Here is a 17,013-nt window from a genome sequence, read left to right on the forward strand (position 1 = left end):
GCGGCTGGTCGGCGTCGTAGAACTCCGGTACGGGCGAAAGCGGACGACGGCGGGGCCTCCCTCCGTCGTCCGTGGCGCCATCCCGATACGACACGGTGTCTCCGTCCAAGGAGGCGGGTCCCGCGGACCGCGGGGGAGGATAGCCACCTACCCGACATCCTTCTCCGTTAAATGTCAGACCCCCACTGGATGATGGAGTTATGGGAAACGCAGAGGTGGCGAACGCATATGAGGACATCTTTGCCGCCATTGATGTGCTGAATTCCGCACTGGACGGGGATGACGAGTCTGGTTCTGAAGCGTCATCGGAGGCTGATCCTTTGCATGGCATGGGTGATACGTGCCTGGACATCCTCTCCGGCGCCGCGGGAGTGGAGGCGCGGGTGGCGGGACTGAAGGCCCGGGCTGCAGTGAAATATTCGGACACCGCCCAAGCCCTCGCTTCGCCCGATGCACCTGTTCGGGCACAGGAGATGGCGGTGACCGCGGAGGTCGCCTGCGTACTGAACATCGGTGACCGTGCTTCGGGGGCCCTGCTGAACGAGTCTCATATGCTGACGGCTGCCCTGCCGCTGACCCTGTCCGCTCTGCAATCTGGCACCATTTCGTGGCAGCACGCGCGGGCCATGGTGGACGAAGTCGCAACCCTCGACCCGGACGGTGCCGCGGCCCTGGAAGCCCACTTTTTGGACCCGGATGCGCCGAACCCGGCCGGCGGTTGTCCCGCAGGGGAGATGCCGGCGTCCCGGTTCCGTCACAGAGCACGCACCTGGCGCGAGCGCCACCACACCGAGAGTATCGAGAAGCGCCACGCAAAGGGTGTCCTTGACCGCCGGGTGGAGTACGCCCCGGACCAGGACGGGATGGCTTGGCTCTCTGCATACCTTCCCGCCGACCAGGCCGCAGCAATCTGGAACCGGACCACTGCCGTCGCCCGCGGTCTGCAGGGCCCGGACGAGCCCCTGACCCTCACCCAACTCCGGGCCGACGTCCTCGCCGCCGCCCTTCTCAGCAGCGGGAATCCGGCAGAACATGATCCCGGGCAGGTTCCGCCGCCCCGGGCCCACGTTTTGGTGACGGTCCCTGTGTTTTCACTGCTCGGCGCTACCGAGGAGCCTGCGATGCTTGACGGCTACGGTCCGATCCCCGCGTCGATGGCAAGGGATCTCGTGTCGAACGGGGCCGATTCGTTCTACCGCGTCCTGGTTGACCCGCGGGACGGGGCGCCCCTGGAGATCGGTCGAGCCAACTACCGTCTCACCAAGGCCATGCGGAACTGGCTCCGGCTGCGCGACGGTAAGTGCCCGTTCCCGGGCTGTTCCAACCACTCCCTGGACAACGAAGCGGACCACATCCTCGCCTGGCATAAGGGCGGAACTACTGGTGTATCGAATTTGGGACAGCCCTGCCCCAAACATCACCGCCTGAGACACACCAGCGCCTGGAGACCCACAGCGGCGAGCAAGAACGAACCACCCGGCTGGATATCGCCCACGGGCCGGCACTACAAGAGCGAACACCAGGATTGGGAACCTCCACACTGGCCAAAAGAACCAAAACCGGAAGCGCGCAGGAACGGGCACTGGCTCCCCACGCCGCGCGAAGGTTGCGGCGATCCGGATTTCGTTCACATCGGACTGTCTCTTGGAGAGAACGGCGTGGAACGGTTCCTCCACTCCACCGGTTGATGCGCGCCCAAGAGCAGTCTCCTTGTGCCTGTGCTTGGGTCCGTGAACCGTGCACAATGCACGCCCCAGCCTGCCTCCGGGTTTCCGCCGCCGGTGATCGCAACCGGGCGCCCGGCAATCCTGGAGTTCGGAACCCCCCGCGCCCGGCAACCTTGGAGCCCGGCAACCCGCCGCGCACCAGAGACAAGCGGACGACGGCGGGGCCTCCCGCCGTCGTCCGCGGTGCCTTCCCGACAGTGACGCATGGTGGGACGATTTCAGTATGAGTGAGAAGATCTCTGACGGCCTGCAGGATCACGGCCCACACCAGCACGCCCACGCCGCTCCGACAACGCAACAAATGCGGACCGTAGGTCAACGCCGCCGGGAGGCGGAGGAGAAATTGGAGCACCACCTCCAGGAAGCCCGCCACAAAGACGATGCGCACCCCGATGCGGTGTCTGAGTCCGAAGGGGCCGGTCCGGTGGATAACGGGGGCGAAGGATCCCCAGCGGAGAAGTGATCCGGGGGCACGCTGCTTAGGGGACCCGCAGGACCACATTGCCCCGCTTGCGTCCGGTGTCCACGAAGCGGTGTGCCTCGACGACGTCGGCAAGGTTGTAGGTTCTGTCGATGACAGCCTGATACTTGCCTTCCTCCGCGAGGCTCACGAGGTATGCGACGTCGTCGGCGGTGTACGTGAGCTTGAGGCCGCCAAAAGTGACCAGCTTGCCGCTTCGGCGGCTCTGTCCCCGCGCGCCGAGCATGCCTTTGAGGTCGGCGATGACCAGAAGCAAGGCACCTCCCGGCGCGATGCTCCCTTGCACCCTCGCGAACGGGGCGTTCCCCACGCAGTCCATGACGACGTCGTACGTTGTGCCGTCTGCGGTGAAATCCGCTGCGGTGTAGTCGATGAAGCCGTCCGCGCCGAGTGATTCCACCAGTTCCCTGTTGGCCCCGCTGCTCACGGCGGTAACGTGGGCGCCGAGGTGCTTGGCCAGCTGGATGGCGGCCGTTCCCACAGCTCCGGAGGCGCCGTTGATAAGAACCGTGTCGCCGGTCTTGATGGCCGCCATGCCCAGGAAGGATTTCGCCGTGAGTCCGCCGAAGAGCAGCGTGACGGCTTCCTCGAAGCCCATGTTCCGGGGTTTGGTGGCGATGGGCCCCTTCGCCGGAACGGACACGTACTCCGCATGCCCTCCGAATTTTGCGCCGAGCATCGCAATAACCTCGTCGCCGGGCCGGAACGCGGTCACGCCCTCGCCGACGGACTCCACCACGCCGGCCACGTCCATGCCGAGGACCCGGGTCCGCGGGCGGAAGAGGCCGAGGGTCAGGGCCGTGAGTGCCACGAGTCCCTTGGGGACATTGCGGCTGCGGACGCGGTGGTCGGCGACGCTGACCGTGCTGGCCATGACTTTGATGAGCACCTCTCCGGCGCGCGGAGCGGGCTGTGCGATCTCCTCGACGCGGACCACGTCCGGGCCGCCGAACCGGCGGTAGGTCGCGGCTTTCATGGTCCGTGCTCCCGTGGCTGTTGCGGCCGCCGGCTGGAGTGGGTTCATGGTTTGGCTCCTCGATTTTCCATGAGGTGTACGTCGTACACCTATCTGATGGGACTGACACTAGGTGTACTTAGTACACTTGTCAATGGAGGGGTGTACAGCCCTCGGAAGCAGGGAACAGTGACTCAGCAGATTGCCGCCGAACGCCGGGCGCGGCTAAACCGGGAGAGGGTGCTCCTGGCGGCCGTTGCACTCGCCGACGAGGTGGGGATCGGTCCGCTGAGCATGCGCCGCCTCGCCCAAGAACTGGACGTGGTGCCCATGGCGCTGTACAAACACGTGGCCAACAAGGAGGAGCTCCTTGACGGCATGGTGGATGTGGTCATCGGCGAGATTGACCCTCCCGTTGCCGGTGCTGACTGGAAGAGCATGGTGCGGCTGCGGGTGCTGTCGGCCAGGCGCGTCCTCCAGCGCCACAGGTGGGCCAGGCGCGTCCTGGAAACCCGCACCAACCCGACCCCCGCCGTCCTGGGCTACATGGACTCGTTCATCGGCATGTTCTTCGCCCGGGGCTTTTCCGTAGACCTCACGCACCACGTGATGCATGCCATCGGAAGCCGGATGTGGGGCTTCACGCAGGAACTGTTCGACGCCACGGCCACTTCAGAGGGCGACGCTCCCGCTGCGGTGGCACCGGAAGTCCAGGCCGCCATGTACCAGGAAATGTCCGCCAACTACCCGAACGTCCTGCAAGTGGCGACTGCTGCCAGCCACGATGACGGCTCGGTAGTCGGCAGCGGCTGCGACGACCAGTTCGAGTTCGAGTTCGCCCTGGACCTCCTCCTCGACGGCATCGAACGGCTGCACCAGCGGGACTGCAGCTCCGCAGCCGCCCGACTCGAGCGGGGATGACCGGGAGCGGACGACGGCGGGACGTCCCGCCGTCGTCCGCTTGCGCCTGTGGGTACCATCGGAACATCCGTCCCTTTGAGAGTGGAGTTACCCATGCAGCTCGGCGCCTTTTCGATCAGCCTCACCGTCAAGGACATCGCGGCATCAGCTGCGTTCTACGAGAAACTGGGCTTCACCAGTTTGGGCGGCGACATCACCCAGAACTGGCTGATCCTCAAGAACGGCGAGACCGTTATTGGCCTCTTCCAGGGGATGTTTGAGAAGAACATGCTGACGTTCAACCCGGGCTGGAGCCAGAACGCGGAAGCGCTGGACTCCTTCACCGATGTGCGCGACCTCCAGCGGGAACTCAAAGCCCAGGGCGCGGAGTTCGTTGCCGAGGCGGATGAGACCACCACCGGTCCGGGGAGCTTCATTGTTGTGGACCCGGACGGCAACCCGGTGCTGGTGGATCAGCACGTCTGACCTACCAGCGGCCCACTCTCATAGGGCGGCGTCTCACTAAGGCGGCGTCGAACTCGACAGCCGCGACGCCCGCAACAGCGTGGCCTCGCCGGCGCGCTCGGGCTCGAGCGGCACGGGGCTGACCAGTACCGCCGGCCCGCGGTGCAGGACTCCGTCGGAAATTACCCGGCAGCGCACACCGCCCCGGCCGCGCATTGCTTTGTGTGCGCCCGGGGCGAGCATCTCGTCCATCCAGACGCAGGGGTGGGCGGGCCGCCCGGCCGTGAGTCGCACCAGGTCTCCCTGGGATTCCAGGGCAAAGTCGTGTCCCAGCAACGGAGCCAGATGAGCGCCTCGGAGCACAACGTTGCGCCTTGTCAGGAGCGGGTCAAACCGTGCCGTTCCCAGCTCCGCGGCGATGGCCTCGAGCGACTCGATCGCGAACAGGGTGACGGCGGCGTCCAAGTGCGCGGCCTTGCCGAAGAACCGGTCCCCGACGATGCCCTTGCCCGCCACGAGCTCCACCCGCCCGGCATCCGCGGTGGGGACATCCGCGGCACCCTCGCGGGCCCGGCCGAAGTAGGCGTGCGCCGGCGAGACCAGGAGATGCAGGACCTCCACGTCGTACCGAAAGGTTTCCGTCATGCCACAAAACTACTCCGCCGGGCGGGGGGGGGGGGGCTTAAGTGACCGCTCGCGCCGAGTGGAACGGCCCCAAACGCGAGCGGACGACGGCGGGAGGTTCCGCCGTCGTCCGCTAGCTTTACTGCTAAGCGGGCAGATCGCGCCTTTCGTGTGTCTGGCCGTATGGGACATCGCGGCTGACGGCGACCGTGTAGCTGGTGTAGCTGTGCTGTGTGACGAGGATGCCGTGGCGGCTTTCCTTCATGGCGTGTTCGCGGGCCATTTCCACCGCGGTGTTGAGGTCGTTTTCGACCGTGTCAGGATCGTGGGCTGTGATTGCCAGGACAAGGTCAGAGTGGCGCTTGATCATGGTGGTCTCTTTCTCGGCGGGATCCCGGGACTCTGGGTAGGCGCAAGTTTCCGGGCCCGGGCGCACCCGGGGAGGCGGAAAGCGGTGGTTCCAGAGGGGTTGCCCGGCATCTCTGATGGGGCGGTGGCCGGCCGAATTGTCCGGCGGGCTGGATCGGCGGAAGCATTTGTTCCTGCGGATCTGTAGCCAGTGTGCCTGAACGGATGGTCCCGGGGCAATAGGTAGGCCGAAAAAATCGGGGGAGCCTGACTAAGCGCCAGAGTACGACGGCGGGACGTCCCGCCGTCGCCCGCCAAATCGCTGGTGGGTAGTTGGCCTAGGCCTGGACCAACAGGCCGGTGGCGAACATCAGTCCCATTCCCAGGACGATGCCTGCGCCGGTGAGCGGGGTGAAGGCCTTGCCCGCGGTGTCCTTGAGCATTGGCAGGAGTTTGACGGCCACCTGGGCCACGGCTCCGGCTCCGATGCCGAGCAGGAAAGCAGCAAGGGCCGGCTGGTACACGGTCGCCCCGAGGAGGGCCCCGGCGGCCGCGGGCGCTCCTGCGATGAGTCCCAGGATCACCAGGCGGCCCAGGCCGGGGGCTTGTTTGGCGAGCGGGGTGACGATCGCCAGGCCCTCGGTTGTGTTGTGGATGGCGAAGCCTACGATCAGGGACGCGCCCAAGGCGAGTGAGCCCACCGCGTACGCGGATCCGATGGCGAGTCCTTCGCCGAAGTTGTGCAGGCCGATGCCGATGGCGATCAGCAGCGCCAGGCGCTGCGGCGGCAGGGCTGAAGGTTGGCCGGCAGCGCTGGAGTTCTGGTGCCGGCGCATCCACGCATCCGTTCCCTCGAGGATGAGGTAGGCGGTCACGGCGCCGAGGAAGACGACCATGGGGCCGCCGAACGCGCCGCTGCCGGCCAAGAGTCCCACGGCTTCGAGGGTCGCGTCGATGGCCAGGAAGGCCAGCAGCCCGACGGTGACTCCCAAGAGGACGCGGACCCAGGACGCGGACGAACGGCGCACGAACGGCATCCACAGCATTCCCAGGGCCACGGGTATCACGCCCACATAGATCCCCATGAGCAACATGAGTCCGAAGAAGGAGCTGCCGCGCTCCGGACTCAGGGCGGCCGCTTCAATAACCGCCGGGATCTTGCCGCCGTTCGAGGTCACCAGCGCCACCTCGTAGGGATCCCCTTCCACCCAGCTGTAGATGATGGTGAGGGTGGTGGACTCCAGCGGCGCCATGGTTTCCCGGGTCTGCGTGAACAGGGCGTAGTAGTCCGAGACGTTGACCTGGGCGATGGATACCGGGTCGGGTCCCTCGTTGCGGACGGTAATGGCGATCTGGCCTGATGTCAGGCGGATGTCTTCGACGGCGACCTCCTCCTTAGGCGGAACGCCGTCGGAGAGTTTGTTGAGACCGGGTGCGTTGAGCAATGTGAACAGGCCCAGCAGGATTGCGATCAGGACCAGGGGGCCCAATCCGAGCATCCACCGCGGCACCGGTGGCCGGCGGTGGGGTGCGGCCGCCAGGGCGGCAGCTGACTTTTCATCCAGGCTCATGATGCGCCCACCTCGAAGAAGCCCATCCAGCCCAGTTCCGCGAACTCGGTCTTGTGGGCGTGGAACATGTACTTGCCCGGGTATGGGAAGCGGAGCTCCACGATGCCGCGCTGGCCCTGCACTTGCGAGATGGTGTCGGTGTATTCACTGGGCGTCAGCATGGTCCCGGTGGGGTAGTAGTGGAAGAAGTTTCCGTGCACGTGGAAGGAATTGATGGGGTCGTATTCGAGGACGTTGATGAGGTGGATCCGGACGAGCTCGTTTTGCTTGACCTGGACGGGGAAGTCCATGAAGTGGAAGGGCAGTCCGTTGACGGAGTAGAACTCGTTGTCGTCGCCGCCGTCGGTGTTGTAGCCGTTCATCACCATGACCATTTCGTTGTCGGCTTTCGGCCGGCCTACTTTGGGTTCGATGATGAAGCCGCCGTAGAGGCCCTTGGCGATGTGCGGCGCCAGTGGCGACTGGTGGCAGTGGTAGAGATGCGTGCCGAATGGTGTGGCATCAAATTCGTAGGTGAAGCTTTGGCCCGGAGCGATGGACCCGGCGCCGATCCCCGGGGTGCCGTCCATCTCGGCCCGGTGGATCCCGTGGAAGTGGATGGTGTGGGGGTGCGCTCCGGCATTGGTGAAGTGGATCCGCAGGGCGTCGCCTTCCTGCGCCCAGAGGGTCGGACCGGGGATCCGGCCGTTGTAGCTCCAGCCCGGGAACGTCACCCCCGGGGCGATCTCGAAGTCCATATCTACTGCGACGATGTCCCACTCCCGAAGGGTGCGGCCGTCCGGAAGCGTGCTGGTTTTCCCCCGGTCGAAATCGTGCAGGATCGCGGTCGGGTCGATCCCTGCGCGCTCCGGCGGGACGGAACCGCCGGCGAAGCCTGCGTGACCGGCATGGTTCGCCATGTGGCCAGCGTCCGTGCGGGGCGAACCAGCGCCTGCCGCTGAGGAGCCGTCCGTGGAAGTCTTCGCTGCCTGACCTGACACCGTGCCGTGTCCGGCGTGATGCCCGGGATCCTTGGAATCCAACGGTGCCCAGCCGGCAAGCGCAGGCGCCGCGGCAAAGGCCGCCGCTCCTGCGAGCATGGCACGCCGCGTCGGCATCGTCTTTCCTTCGGTTTTCGGCGTGCCGTCCATTTCATCTCCATTGACCAAACACTTTTGTTAGGCCAGTCTAACATTCATGTTCGGCTGGTAATATGGGGATATGACCGTCTCCGAGCTGACAGCTTCCGCGCAGGACTACCTGAAGATGATCTGGTCCTCAACGGAATGGGCCGAGGCTCCCATCACTGTTGGCGCCATGGCCGAGCGGATGGCGGTCAAACCGTCCACCGTTTCGGACGGCATCCGTCGGCTGGCAAAGCAGGGCCTGGTCACCCATGCCCCCTATGGCAGCATCGAACTGACGCCCGCCGGCCGGGCACACGCTGTCGAAATGGTGCGCAGGCACCGGCTTCTGGAAACATTCCTCGTGCAGATTCTGGGATACGGCTGGGACGAGGTACACGACGAGGCCGAGATCCTCGAGCACGCCGTTTCCGACACCATGATCCAGCGCATTGACGAGAAGCTCGGCCACCCCACCAGGGATCCACACGGAGACCCAATCCCCTCTGGGAATGGGGTACCGCACCCCCCGCAAGGGGATCCTCTGACATCCGTGGAACCGGAACGGACGGTCACCATCACAAGGATCTCGGACGCGGACCCGGACATGCTCCGGTACTTCACCCAGCTCGGGCTGGGACCGGACACCCGGCTCCAAGTTTTAGCACACCGCCCGTATGCGGACGTGACCACGATTCGGGTGGGGGACCGCGACGTTGATCTGGGCCCCTCCGCAGCAGAGGCCATCTGGGTAGTGGCAAACTAAGGGCGCTCCGGAAAGCGTGCCGGGCCGGCCCGGTGTATGCCCGCCGTGCCCTGCACCACAGCGGCCTTACCGCTGGAAAGATAGAGTGTCACGGTGAAGATTGCCCTGGCTCCCGACGGCGCCGAACTGGCGTGGGCCGAAGAAGGGCAGGGCGGGCCCCTGCTGCTGATTGCCGGCCAGGCCACGGCGATGGAGGGTTGGGGACCAACGGCGGAGGCCTTGGCTGAGCATTTCCGCGTCATCCGCTTCGACCACCGGGGGATCGGCGGGAGCAGCAACGGCGACGCCGGCCGCTACACCACGAGGCTCCTTGCCGCCGACGCGGCGGCTGTCCTGAAGGCCTCTCGCGCCGAGTCCGCACACGTGTACGGCCACTCCATGGGCGGTCGGGTGGCCCAATGGCTTGCTATCGACCACCCGCAGAGTGTTCGTGGGCTGATTCTTGCCGCCACAAGCGGAGGCAAACTGGCGGGAGCCGAGCCCACCAAGGACGCCATGGAAGCCCTAGTCAGCGGCGACATGGCGCGCCTCGCGCCCCTCTTCTTTGCTCCGGAATGGGCCGCGGACCACCCCGACGCCACACGCGCGTTCTTCAATTCGCGGGCCACAGCCTGGGCCAAAGCACGCCACTTCCGTGCCAGCCAGGACCACGACGCATGGAGCCACCTCGGCTCCATCGAATCTCCCACGCTCATCCTCCACGGCACCGACGACGCCCTGACACCCATGCTTAACGCCGTCCAGTTGCACCGGCACATTCGCTGCTCCACGCTGGCCAAGGTCCCCGGCGCCGGCCACGGCCTCCACCTGGACCGTCCGGAAACCATCCAGTGGATCCGGCAGTTCATCGCCGCTAAAGCAGCCCTCTGAAACGGAGAGCGGACGACGGCGGGAGGTCCCGCCGTCGTGCGCTTCGCGGCTGACCGCGGATTCAGGAGCGAGAGATTTCCTTGACCTCGCCGCAGCACTGCGCACCGAATCGGGACGGAACCCCCGCGACCGGGCCCTGAGCACCCTCATCGGTGACCTGGCCACGGGAAGCACTGAATTCTCGACACGCTGGGCACGGCACAACGTCCGCTTCCACCGCTCAGCCCGCAAGACGCTGCACAACCCGATAGTCGGCGACCTCGAACTCACGGGCGATTCACTTGAACTCCCCGGAGAAGGTCTGACCCTCATCGCGTACACGGCCGAACCGGGCAGCGAATCACAGGAAAAACTAGACTCCTCACCATGTGGAGCACCACCAACAAGCGCCCGGTTGAATCGCCTCAAGGTGACTCCAGCACGGCAACCATCACACCACCCGAAGCTGGCACCCGGTCCTGACGGCTGGACTGCCCTCAGCGCCGGCACGGGCGGGAGTTCAGTTGATTGCCTCGATGCCCAGCCGTTTGAGTTCTTCAAGGTGGTTCCGCATGTTCTGAAGCACCTCGGGGGAATGGGGCTGCCAATCCAAGATCTCGTCAACCACCCGCAGCGGCTCGTGGGTGCGGTAGGACCTCGTGGGGTTGCCCGGGAACTTCTTGTCCGTCAGATTGGGGTCATCCTCAAAAGAGCCCGTGGGTTCCACGCGGTAGATCCTGCCTGGTCCCTCGCCTACGCCAAGTTCGGCTCCCCAGGTAGCCGCATCCAAGGTCGCAGTCAGGTAGATGTAGTTCGCAGTCTTCCGCTCCCCGTAATTCGACGTGTTGCCGGGTTTCAGAAAGTCCCCAGGCTTCAGGTCGGCTTTGGTGCCGTGGTAGAAGGGCCCGGGGTCTTTGGCCTGCGGCGACATTGATTCGTTCTCCATGTACAGCCTCCTCGAAATTTGGCTTCCACTCTAGCTCTCCCACCACTTTGCGCACGCCGGATATGGGTCAGCCCTGCATTCGTTGGCGGTAGCTCCGGGGCGTTTCGCCGGCGTCGTTCAGGAAATGCCGGTTGAAGTTGGACAGGTTGGAAAACCCGACCTCATAGCAAATGTCCGAGATGGGTTTGTCGCTGCGTTCGAGCAGCCGGCGTGCATGGGCCAGGCGGAGTTTGCGGACCAGATCGCTGAAGTTCTGGCCGGTGGCGCGCTTGAAGTATTTCGAGAAGGTCGGCTCGGACATTCCCACGAGGGCCGCCGCCTCGGACATCCTGACGTTGCCGGCGTGATTGCCAAACACGTACTCCAGCACGATGTCCACCACCGCCGCGGCCTGGCCGTCCAGCTGCGGCCTGAACCATTCGTCAGCGAGGTAGCGCCGGTCCTCCTGCGGTGAGCGCGCAAGAATGGCAAACAGTTCCAGCAGGTGGTGCAGCCGCCCCAGCCCGGTGGAGGTGCCCATCGCTTCGATGGATGCGGCCGCAGCCCGGGCCGTGCTCCCGAGGAACTCGATACCGCGTGCGGACTGTTCCAGCAGGGGTTCGATTTCGGCCAGCTCCGGAACCAAGGCCGTGGTCTGCTCCACCCATTTTCCATCGAACTGGATCAGGGCGTCCCTGCCGGCAATGACCTCGCCGGGCTCGAGGTCGCTGACCCAGTCGTGGGGCAGTCCTGATCCCACCAGCGACACATGCCCGGCCTCGAACGTGCCGATGTGGTCACCGACAATGAACTTGCCGGTGCCTTTCCTGATCAGGTGGATCTCATACTCGGGGTGGTAATTCCAGCGGGCCGCCGCGGTGGGGTAGTCATGCTCGTGCCACCGGACCGAATGGTTCGGATCCACCGGGATGACCTCCCGGCTGGCCCGCATGCCCAGCAGCCTTTCGGCAAGCCTGGCCGATGCCCCGTCGCCGGGATCTGCAGCACTCATAGTGGTTCTCCAAGCCTCCGGGTTCATGAAATATGGACAGCGCCAATGGCACTTTCCCACACTAGCGCCTGCGCCCGGAAGGCCGATAGGGAAAATTAGTATCAGAAACTGGCATGCAGGGCGCTAGTTGTGCCCTACCCCACACACCTAAAGTTGAGGAATACCAGTCCGGCGCATCGAAATCCCGATGACCGGGACCGCCCCAGCCGAGTGCGTCGACACGGCAGTCGACGCGAGCCGGCTGTGCACCCCCTGAAGAACAAAGGAGTCCTCAATGCGCCCAAAAACGCGCGCTGCCGCGATTGCCGCCGGAGCCCTCTGCATCGCCCTGAGCGCCTCGGCCTGTGCAGGTGCCGGCGGAGGCAATTCCGCCGGAGACCCCAACAGCATCAATGTCCTGATGGTGAACAACCCCCAGATGGAGGACCTGCAGCGGCTCACCGCGGATAATTTCACCAAGGAAACCGGCATCAAGGTCAACTACACGATCCTGCCTGAAAACGACGTCCGGGCCAAGATCAGCCAGGAGTTCTCCAGCCAGGCCGGCCAGTACGACGTCGCGTCACTGTCCAACTACGAGATCCCGTTCTATTCCGCCAACGGCTGGCTCGCGCCGCTGGACAATGTTGCCGAGAACGCCGCGTTTGACCAGGACGACATCCTGCCCGCCTACACGGCCTCCCTCACCGGCGAGGACGGCAAGCTCTACGGCGAACCGTTCTACGGCGAATCCTCTTTCCTGATGTACCGCAAGGACATTCTGGACGCCAAGGGCCTGACCCTGCCGGCGAAGCCCACCTGGGACGAGGTGGCGGACATAGCAGCACAGGTGGACGGCGCAGCCCCGGGAATAAAGGGCATCTGCCTGCGCGGCCAGCCCGGCTGGGGACAGGTCTTCGCGCCGCTGACCACCGTGGTGAACACCTTCGGCGGGACCTGGTTCGACAAGGACTGGAACGCCCAGGTCAACTCCCCGAAGTTCACAGCAGCCGTCGACTTCTACACCAAACTGGTCCGGGAGCACGGTGAAGCAGGGGCCGCGCAGGCCGGCTTCACCGAATGCCTGAACAACATGAGCCAAAGCAAAGTGGCCATGTGGTACGACGCCACGTCGGCCGCCGGCGCCCTCGAATCAGACACGTCCCCCGTGAAGGGGAAGATCGGCTACGCCCAGGCCCCGGTAAAGGAAACGACGTCGTCCGGCTGGCTGTGGACCTGGTCCTGGGCTGTGCAGGCGGCCTCCAAGAAACAGGATGCTGCCGGGAAGTTCATCGCCTGGGCCAGCTCGAAGGAGTACGAGGAACTGGTCGCCTCCAAGCTCGGCTGGGCGAAGGTTCCCTCAGGCAAGCGCATCTCCACCTACGAGAACACCGACTTCCAGAAGGCGGCACCGTTCTTCGAGGCCGAACGCTTCGCCATCGAGAACGCCGACCCGAAGAACCCCGGCGCCCAGGAACGTCCCGCCGTCGGCATCCAGTTTGTGGGCATTCCCGAGTTCGCTGCCCTGGGCACCAACGTCTCCCAGGGCGTCAGCTCCGCCATCGCAGGCCAGGGCACCGTGGCCGACGCACTGGCCAAGGGCCAGGAAGCCGCCCAAAAAGTCGGCAACAAGTACAAGTAGCCAGAACCGAACCGCAGGAGAACCTCATGACTACCGCAACGGCGCGCATCTCCCGCCCGGGACACCACGCAGCCAAACTTCCAAGAAATGCCCGGTCGCGGGAACGCGCCCTGGCCTGGGCCCGGCGTGCACCGCTGCTTCCGGCCCTGATCTTCCTCATTCTCGTCACCCAGCTCCCGTTCGTGGTGACGCTGATCATCTCGTTCCTGAACTGGAACAGCCTCAGCCCTGACAAGACCGCCTTCGCCGGCCTCGAGAACTACGTCACGGTCCTCACCGACCCGGACCTGCGCCAGGCCATCTTCACCACCATCCTCCTCACCGTCTCCGTCGTGCTCGCCAGCCTGGTCATCGGGCTGGGCCTGGCCCTGCTGCTGGACAAGAAGTTCATCGGCCGCGGACTGGCGCGGACGCTGCTGATCGCACCGTTCCTGGTGGTGCCCGTGGCCGCGGCCCTCATCTGGAAGCACGCCCTGCTCAACCCCACGTACGGGCTGATCAACGGCATCCTGACCTGGATCTGGTCCCTCTTCGGCAGCAGCACGGCACCCCAGCTGGACCTGCTGTCCCAGGCACCCATGATGGCCGTCATCGTCTCGCTGGTCTGGCAGTGGACACCGTTTATGATGCTCATCCTGCTGGCGGGCCTGCAGTCCCGTCCCATGGACACCGTGGAAGCGGCCCAGATGGACGGCGCCACACCGTGGGCGATCTTCCGGCACCTCACCCTGCCGCATCTGCGCCAGTACCTGGAGCTTGGCGGCCTGCTCGGAGCCATCTATATCGTGCAGAACTTCGACGCCGTCTTCACCCTCACCGCAGGCGGACTGGGCACGGCCAACCTGCCCTACGCCATCTACCAGACGTTCTACTTCGCCAACGAATACGGCCTGGCGTCTGCTGCCGGCGTCGTAGTGGTCATCGGCACCATCGTCGTGGCCACTTTTGCCCTCCGCACCGTCTTTTCGCTCTTCAAGAAGGAGGCAGCACGATGAGCACGCTCACTCCTGCCGCACACCGCAAGGCAACCACCGGCCCCACCGCACAGGCGACCGGAACGCTCCGGCGCGGCAAGTCACGCATGGACCCCACCCGCAACAACACCGCCGCCGGCCTCGGGGCCTGGCTGCTCGCCTTGCTCTTCGCCGCCCCGGTGATGTGGATGATCCTGACCTCCTTCCACTCCGAAACCGACGCCGCCACCAACCCGCCGTCCATCGCCGCGAACCTCACCCTGGACGCGTACCGGGAGTTCTTCGGGGAAACGTCCGGCGTCAGCCCGTGGCCGTCGCTGATCAACTCCGCCACCGCATCCATCCTGTCCACGGTTCTCGTCCTGGTGCTGGCCATTCCCGCCGCGTATGCCCTGTCCATCCGGCCGGTGAAGAAATGGACCGACGTGATGTTCTTCTTCCTCTCCACAAAGATGATGCCCGTGGTGGCGGCGATCCTGCCGCTTTACCTGTTCGCCAGGACCGTCGGTGCGCTGGACAACATCTGGTTCCTGATCCTGATGTACACGTCCATGAACCTTCCCATCGCGGTCTGGATGATGAGGTCCTTCCTCGCCGAGGTACCGGTCGAAATGCTGGAAGCCGCCCAGATCGACGGCGCCGGGCTGCTCCTCACGTTGCGCAAGGTGGTGGCACCTGTCGCGATGCCCGGCATCGCCGCGACCGCGCTGATCTGCTTCATCTTCAGCTGGAACGAACTGCTCCTGGCCCGGGTCCTCACCGGCGTGGTGGCGGGAACAGCACCAGTCTTCCTGACCGGCTTCGTCTCCGGCCAGGGCCTCTTCCTCGCCAAGGTGTGCGCTGCCGCCGTCGTGATTTCCCTCCCGGTGCTGTTCGCCGGGTTCGCCGCCCAGGACAAGCTCGTCCAGGGCCTCTCCCTGGGCGCCGTCAAGTAGCCGGACATCCCCACTTTCGATTCTTAGAGGAGCAATTCAATGACAACACCCACCGCCCAGTCCACCACCCTGGCCCCCGCCGAACTGCCAGCCACCATGCGGGCTTCCGTTCTGAAGCGCCAGGGCGACATGGTCATGGAAACCCTTCCCCTGCCGCAGCCCGACGCCGACCAGGTCCTGGTGCAGGTGGCCGCCGTCGGCGTCTGCGGCAGCGACGTCCACTACTACGAGCACGGCCGGATCGGCGACTATGTGGTGGACCACCCGCTGATCCTCGGCCACGAACTCTCCGGCCGGATCGCCGCCGTCGGAAGCGCCGTTGACCCCGCCCGCATCGGCAACCGCGTCGCCGTCGAACCCCAGCGCCCCTGCCGCACCTGCAAGCAGTGCAAAGCCGGCCGCTACAACCTGTGCCCGGACATCGAGTTCTATGCCACCCCGCCGATCGACGGCGCCTTCGCCGAATACGTCACCATCCAGAGCGACTTCGCCTACGACATCCCGGACAGTGTCAGCGACGAGGCCGCAGCCCTCATCGAACCGCTCTCCGTCGGGCTCTGGGCCTGCGAACGAGCGGAAATCAAGCCGGGCAGCCGGGTCCTGATCGCCGGCGCCGGCCCGATCGGCATCATCGCCGCCCAGGCTGCACGCGCGTTCGGCGCCACCGAAATCTACATCACTGACATCGCCGAGGACCGGCTCGCCTTCGCTTTGGAACATGGCGCCACGCACGCGCTGAACGCCAAGACGGACAGTGTGGAAGGGCTCGACGTCGATGCGTTCATTGACGCTTCCGGCGCACCGCAGGCGGTCCGTTCCGGGATCAAGGCCGTCGGACCGGCCGGCAGGGTCATCCTGGTGGGGCTCGGGGCGGACGACGTCGAACTCCCTGTTTCGTACATCCAGAACCGGGAGATCTGGCTCTCCGGCGTGTTCCGGTACACCAACACCTGGCCGCTGGCGATCCAACTGATCGCCGACGGAAAGGTGGACCTGGACATTCTCGTCACCGGAAAGTTCACCCTCGCCGAGTCCGAAGAAGCCCTGAAAGCGGGCAAGCAGGCCGGCCAGCTCAAAGCCGTCGTCTACCCCGGCCGTTGACCCAGGGGAGGAGGGACCGTCTCACCCGTCCGGGGGATGTGGCGGCCGCGCGGTGATCGTCGGGTTCAGGGTGGCCCGTGGGCCTGTCGGCGAGTCCGGCGCTCAGGAAGCACAAGGCTGGTCGGCGGCTGCTGATCGGCGCAGGGCCGATATCCGTGGCCCCCGTCCGGTCGGATGGGGGCCGCTCCGGGACTGATACGACGGCGGGAGGTCCCGTCGTCGTGCGTCCGCTTGTCTAGGGCCTCAAGTGTCCGTTCGCGCCGGGTTCCGGGGAAGGCCGAACAACAACGAGCATGCTGCAGCCGGCGCCGCTGAGGTAAGGCCCGTGACGCATGCCGGGCGGACGGCACGCGTACATGCCGGCCGTAAAAGTCTTCCCGAGGGTCACATCGGTGAGTTCCCCCGAGAGAATCATGACCTCTTCCCAATAGTCGTGGACGATCACGCCGCTCGCTATGGTGTCGGCGCCGGGCTCATAGCGTTGGAGCAGGGTCGAATCTCCGCTGAGAGGGTCCGCAGCGAGGATCTGCTCCCAGATTCCGTGTTCGGCGTCGCCGTTTGTCTTCTGCCAGCCAACGATCGGTTCGTGGAACTCCAGCTCTGGTTTGCGCATTGCATCTCCTTCAGTCCCCACCGATTGTCAGTGTTGTATACAT

The 17,013-nt window shown here is 65.3% G+C and carries 17 protein-coding genes and 1 pseudogene; 10 read left to right on the forward strand and 8 right to left on the reverse strand.

What is annotated here, in order from left to right:
• The first annotated feature begins 200 nt into the window (after positions 1-200).
• The gene (locus AU252_RS13455; protein ID WP_058931164.1) at positions 201-1,688 is read left to right on the forward strand and encodes an HNH endonuclease signature motif containing protein; all 1,488 of its coding nucleotides are present in this window, start codon (positions 201-203) and stop codon (positions 1,686-1,688) included.
• A 518-nt stretch (positions 1,689-2,206) separates the two neighbouring features.
• On the opposite strand, the gene AU252_RS13465 is transcribed toward AU252_RS13455, so the two are convergent.
• Positions 2,207-3,232 (reverse strand): NAD(P)-dependent alcohol dehydrogenase, encoded by a 1,026-nt coding sequence (locus tag AU252_RS13465; RefSeq protein ID WP_240484178.1) that lies wholly within the window; start codon positions 3,230-3,232, stop codon positions 2,207-2,209.
• Between the two features lie 120 nt (positions 3,233-3,352).
• On the opposite strand from AU252_RS13465, the gene AU252_RS13470 reads away from it, so the two are divergent.
• Positions 3,353-4,084 (forward strand): TetR/AcrR family transcriptional regulator C-terminal domain-containing protein, encoded by a 732-nt coding sequence (locus AU252_RS13470; RefSeq protein ID WP_058931166.1) that lies wholly within the window; start codon positions 3,353-3,355, stop codon positions 4,082-4,084.
• A gap of 93 nt (positions 4,085-4,177) precedes the next feature.
• Positions 4,178-4,549: a VOC family protein gene (locus tag AU252_RS13475; protein WP_058931167.1), complete on the forward strand. Its 372-nt coding sequence runs from the start codon at positions 4,178-4,180 to the stop codon at positions 4,547-4,549.
• A 36-nt stretch (positions 4,550-4,585) separates the two neighbouring features.
• On the opposite strand, the gene AU252_RS13480 is transcribed toward AU252_RS13475, so the two are convergent.
• The 4 genes from AU252_RS13480 to AU252_RS13495 form a co-directional block, all read right to left on the reverse strand.
• Complete coding sequence (locus AU252_RS13480; RefSeq protein WP_058931168.1) at positions 4,586-5,173, reverse strand: MOSC domain-containing protein; 588 nt, start codon at positions 5,171-5,173, stop codon at positions 4,586-4,588.
• A gap of 124 nt (positions 5,174-5,297) precedes the next feature.
• Entirely contained in the window at positions 5,298-5,522 is a 225-nt protein-coding gene (locus AU252_RS13485) for a hypothetical protein (RefSeq protein ID WP_058931169.1), read from the reverse strand.
• 316 nt (positions 5,523-5,838) lie between these two features.
• Complete coding sequence (locus tag AU252_RS13490; RefSeq protein ID WP_058931170.1) at positions 5,839-7,071, reverse strand: ZIP family metal transporter; 1,233 nt, start codon at positions 7,069-7,071, stop codon at positions 5,839-5,841.
• Entirely contained in the window at positions 7,068-8,201 is a 1,134-nt protein-coding gene (locus tag AU252_RS13495; protein WP_240484179.1) for a multicopper oxidase domain-containing protein, read from the reverse strand. Before AU252_RS13495 ends, AU252_RS13490 begins: the two co-directional genes overlap by 4 nt.
• 70 nt (positions 8,202-8,271) lie before the next feature.
• Here AU252_RS13495 and AU252_RS13500 point away from each other — a divergent pair, with 70 nt between their 5' ends.
• The 3 genes and pseudogenes from AU252_RS13500 to AU252_RS24570 all read left to right on the forward strand — a co-directional run.
• A complete protein-coding gene (locus tag AU252_RS13500; RefSeq protein WP_058931171.1) occupies positions 8,272-8,940 on the forward strand; it encodes a metal-dependent transcriptional regulator in 669 nt (222 codons plus the stop codon).
• Between the two features lie 93 nt (positions 8,941-9,033).
• Complete coding sequence (locus AU252_RS13505) at positions 9,034-9,810, forward strand: alpha/beta fold hydrolase (protein WP_058931172.1); 777 nt, start codon at positions 9,034-9,036, stop codon at positions 9,808-9,810.
• A gap of 136 nt (positions 9,811-9,946) precedes the next feature.
• Positions 9,947-10,108: pseudogene (locus tag AU252_RS24570) on the forward strand (transcriptional regulator); the annotation flags it as partial.
• 201 nt (positions 10,109-10,309) lie between these two features.
• Here AU252_RS24570 and arr read toward each other — a convergent pair.
• Together arr and AU252_RS13515 are read right to left on the reverse strand one after the other, a co-directional pair.
• The gene (gene arr / locus AU252_RS13510) at positions 10,310-10,735 is read right to left on the reverse strand and encodes an NAD(+)--rifampin ADP-ribosyltransferase (protein WP_083510386.1); all 426 of its coding nucleotides are present in this window, start codon (positions 10,733-10,735) and stop codon (positions 10,310-10,312) included.
• A 67-nt stretch (positions 10,736-10,802) separates the two neighbouring features.
• A complete protein-coding gene (locus AU252_RS13515) occupies positions 10,803-11,726 on the reverse strand; it encodes an AraC family transcriptional regulator (RefSeq protein WP_083510387.1) in 924 nt (307 codons plus the stop codon).
• Between the two features lie 274 nt (positions 11,727-12,000).
• Between AU252_RS13515 and AU252_RS13520 the strand changes: the two genes are divergently transcribed.
• The 4 genes from AU252_RS13520 to AU252_RS13535 are packed head-to-tail and all read left to right on the forward strand — an operon-like array spanning position 12,001 to position 16,357.
• Positions 12,001-13,347, forward strand: coding sequence for an ABC transporter substrate-binding protein (locus AU252_RS13520; RefSeq protein ID WP_058931173.1), 1,347 nt, complete (start codon positions 12,001-12,003; stop codon positions 13,345-13,347).
• Between the two features lie 26 nt (positions 13,348-13,373).
• The gene (locus AU252_RS13525) at positions 13,374-14,342 is read left to right on the forward strand and encodes a carbohydrate ABC transporter permease (protein WP_058931174.1); all 969 of its coding nucleotides are present in this window, start codon (positions 13,374-13,376) and stop codon (positions 14,340-14,342) included.
• On the forward strand, positions 14,339-15,256 hold the full coding sequence (locus AU252_RS13530; protein ID WP_058931175.1) for a carbohydrate ABC transporter permease: 918 nt from the start codon (positions 14,339-14,341) through the stop codon (positions 15,254-15,256). The genes AU252_RS13525 and AU252_RS13530 overlap by 4 nt, the downstream gene beginning before the upstream one ends.
• A gap of 39 nt (positions 15,257-15,295) precedes the next feature.
• Positions 15,296-16,357: an NAD(P)-dependent alcohol dehydrogenase gene (locus AU252_RS13535; protein ID WP_058931176.1), complete on the forward strand. Its 1,062-nt coding sequence runs from the start codon at positions 15,296-15,298 to the stop codon at positions 16,355-16,357.
• 235 nt (positions 16,358-16,592) lie between these two features.
• Here AU252_RS13535 and AU252_RS13540 read toward each other — a convergent pair whose 3' ends face one another.
• The gene (locus tag AU252_RS13540; protein WP_058931177.1) at positions 16,593-16,970 is read right to left on the reverse strand and encodes a cupin domain-containing protein; all 378 of its coding nucleotides are present in this window, start codon (positions 16,968-16,970) and stop codon (positions 16,593-16,595) included.
• Positions 16,971-17,013: the final 43 nt, after the last annotated feature.

Origin of the sequence: Pseudarthrobacter sulfonivorans, assembly GCF_001484605.1 — a bacterium.
GTDB classification, from domain to species: Bacteria; Actinomycetota; Actinomycetes; order Actinomycetales; family Micrococcaceae; genus Arthrobacter; species Arthrobacter sulfonivorans_A.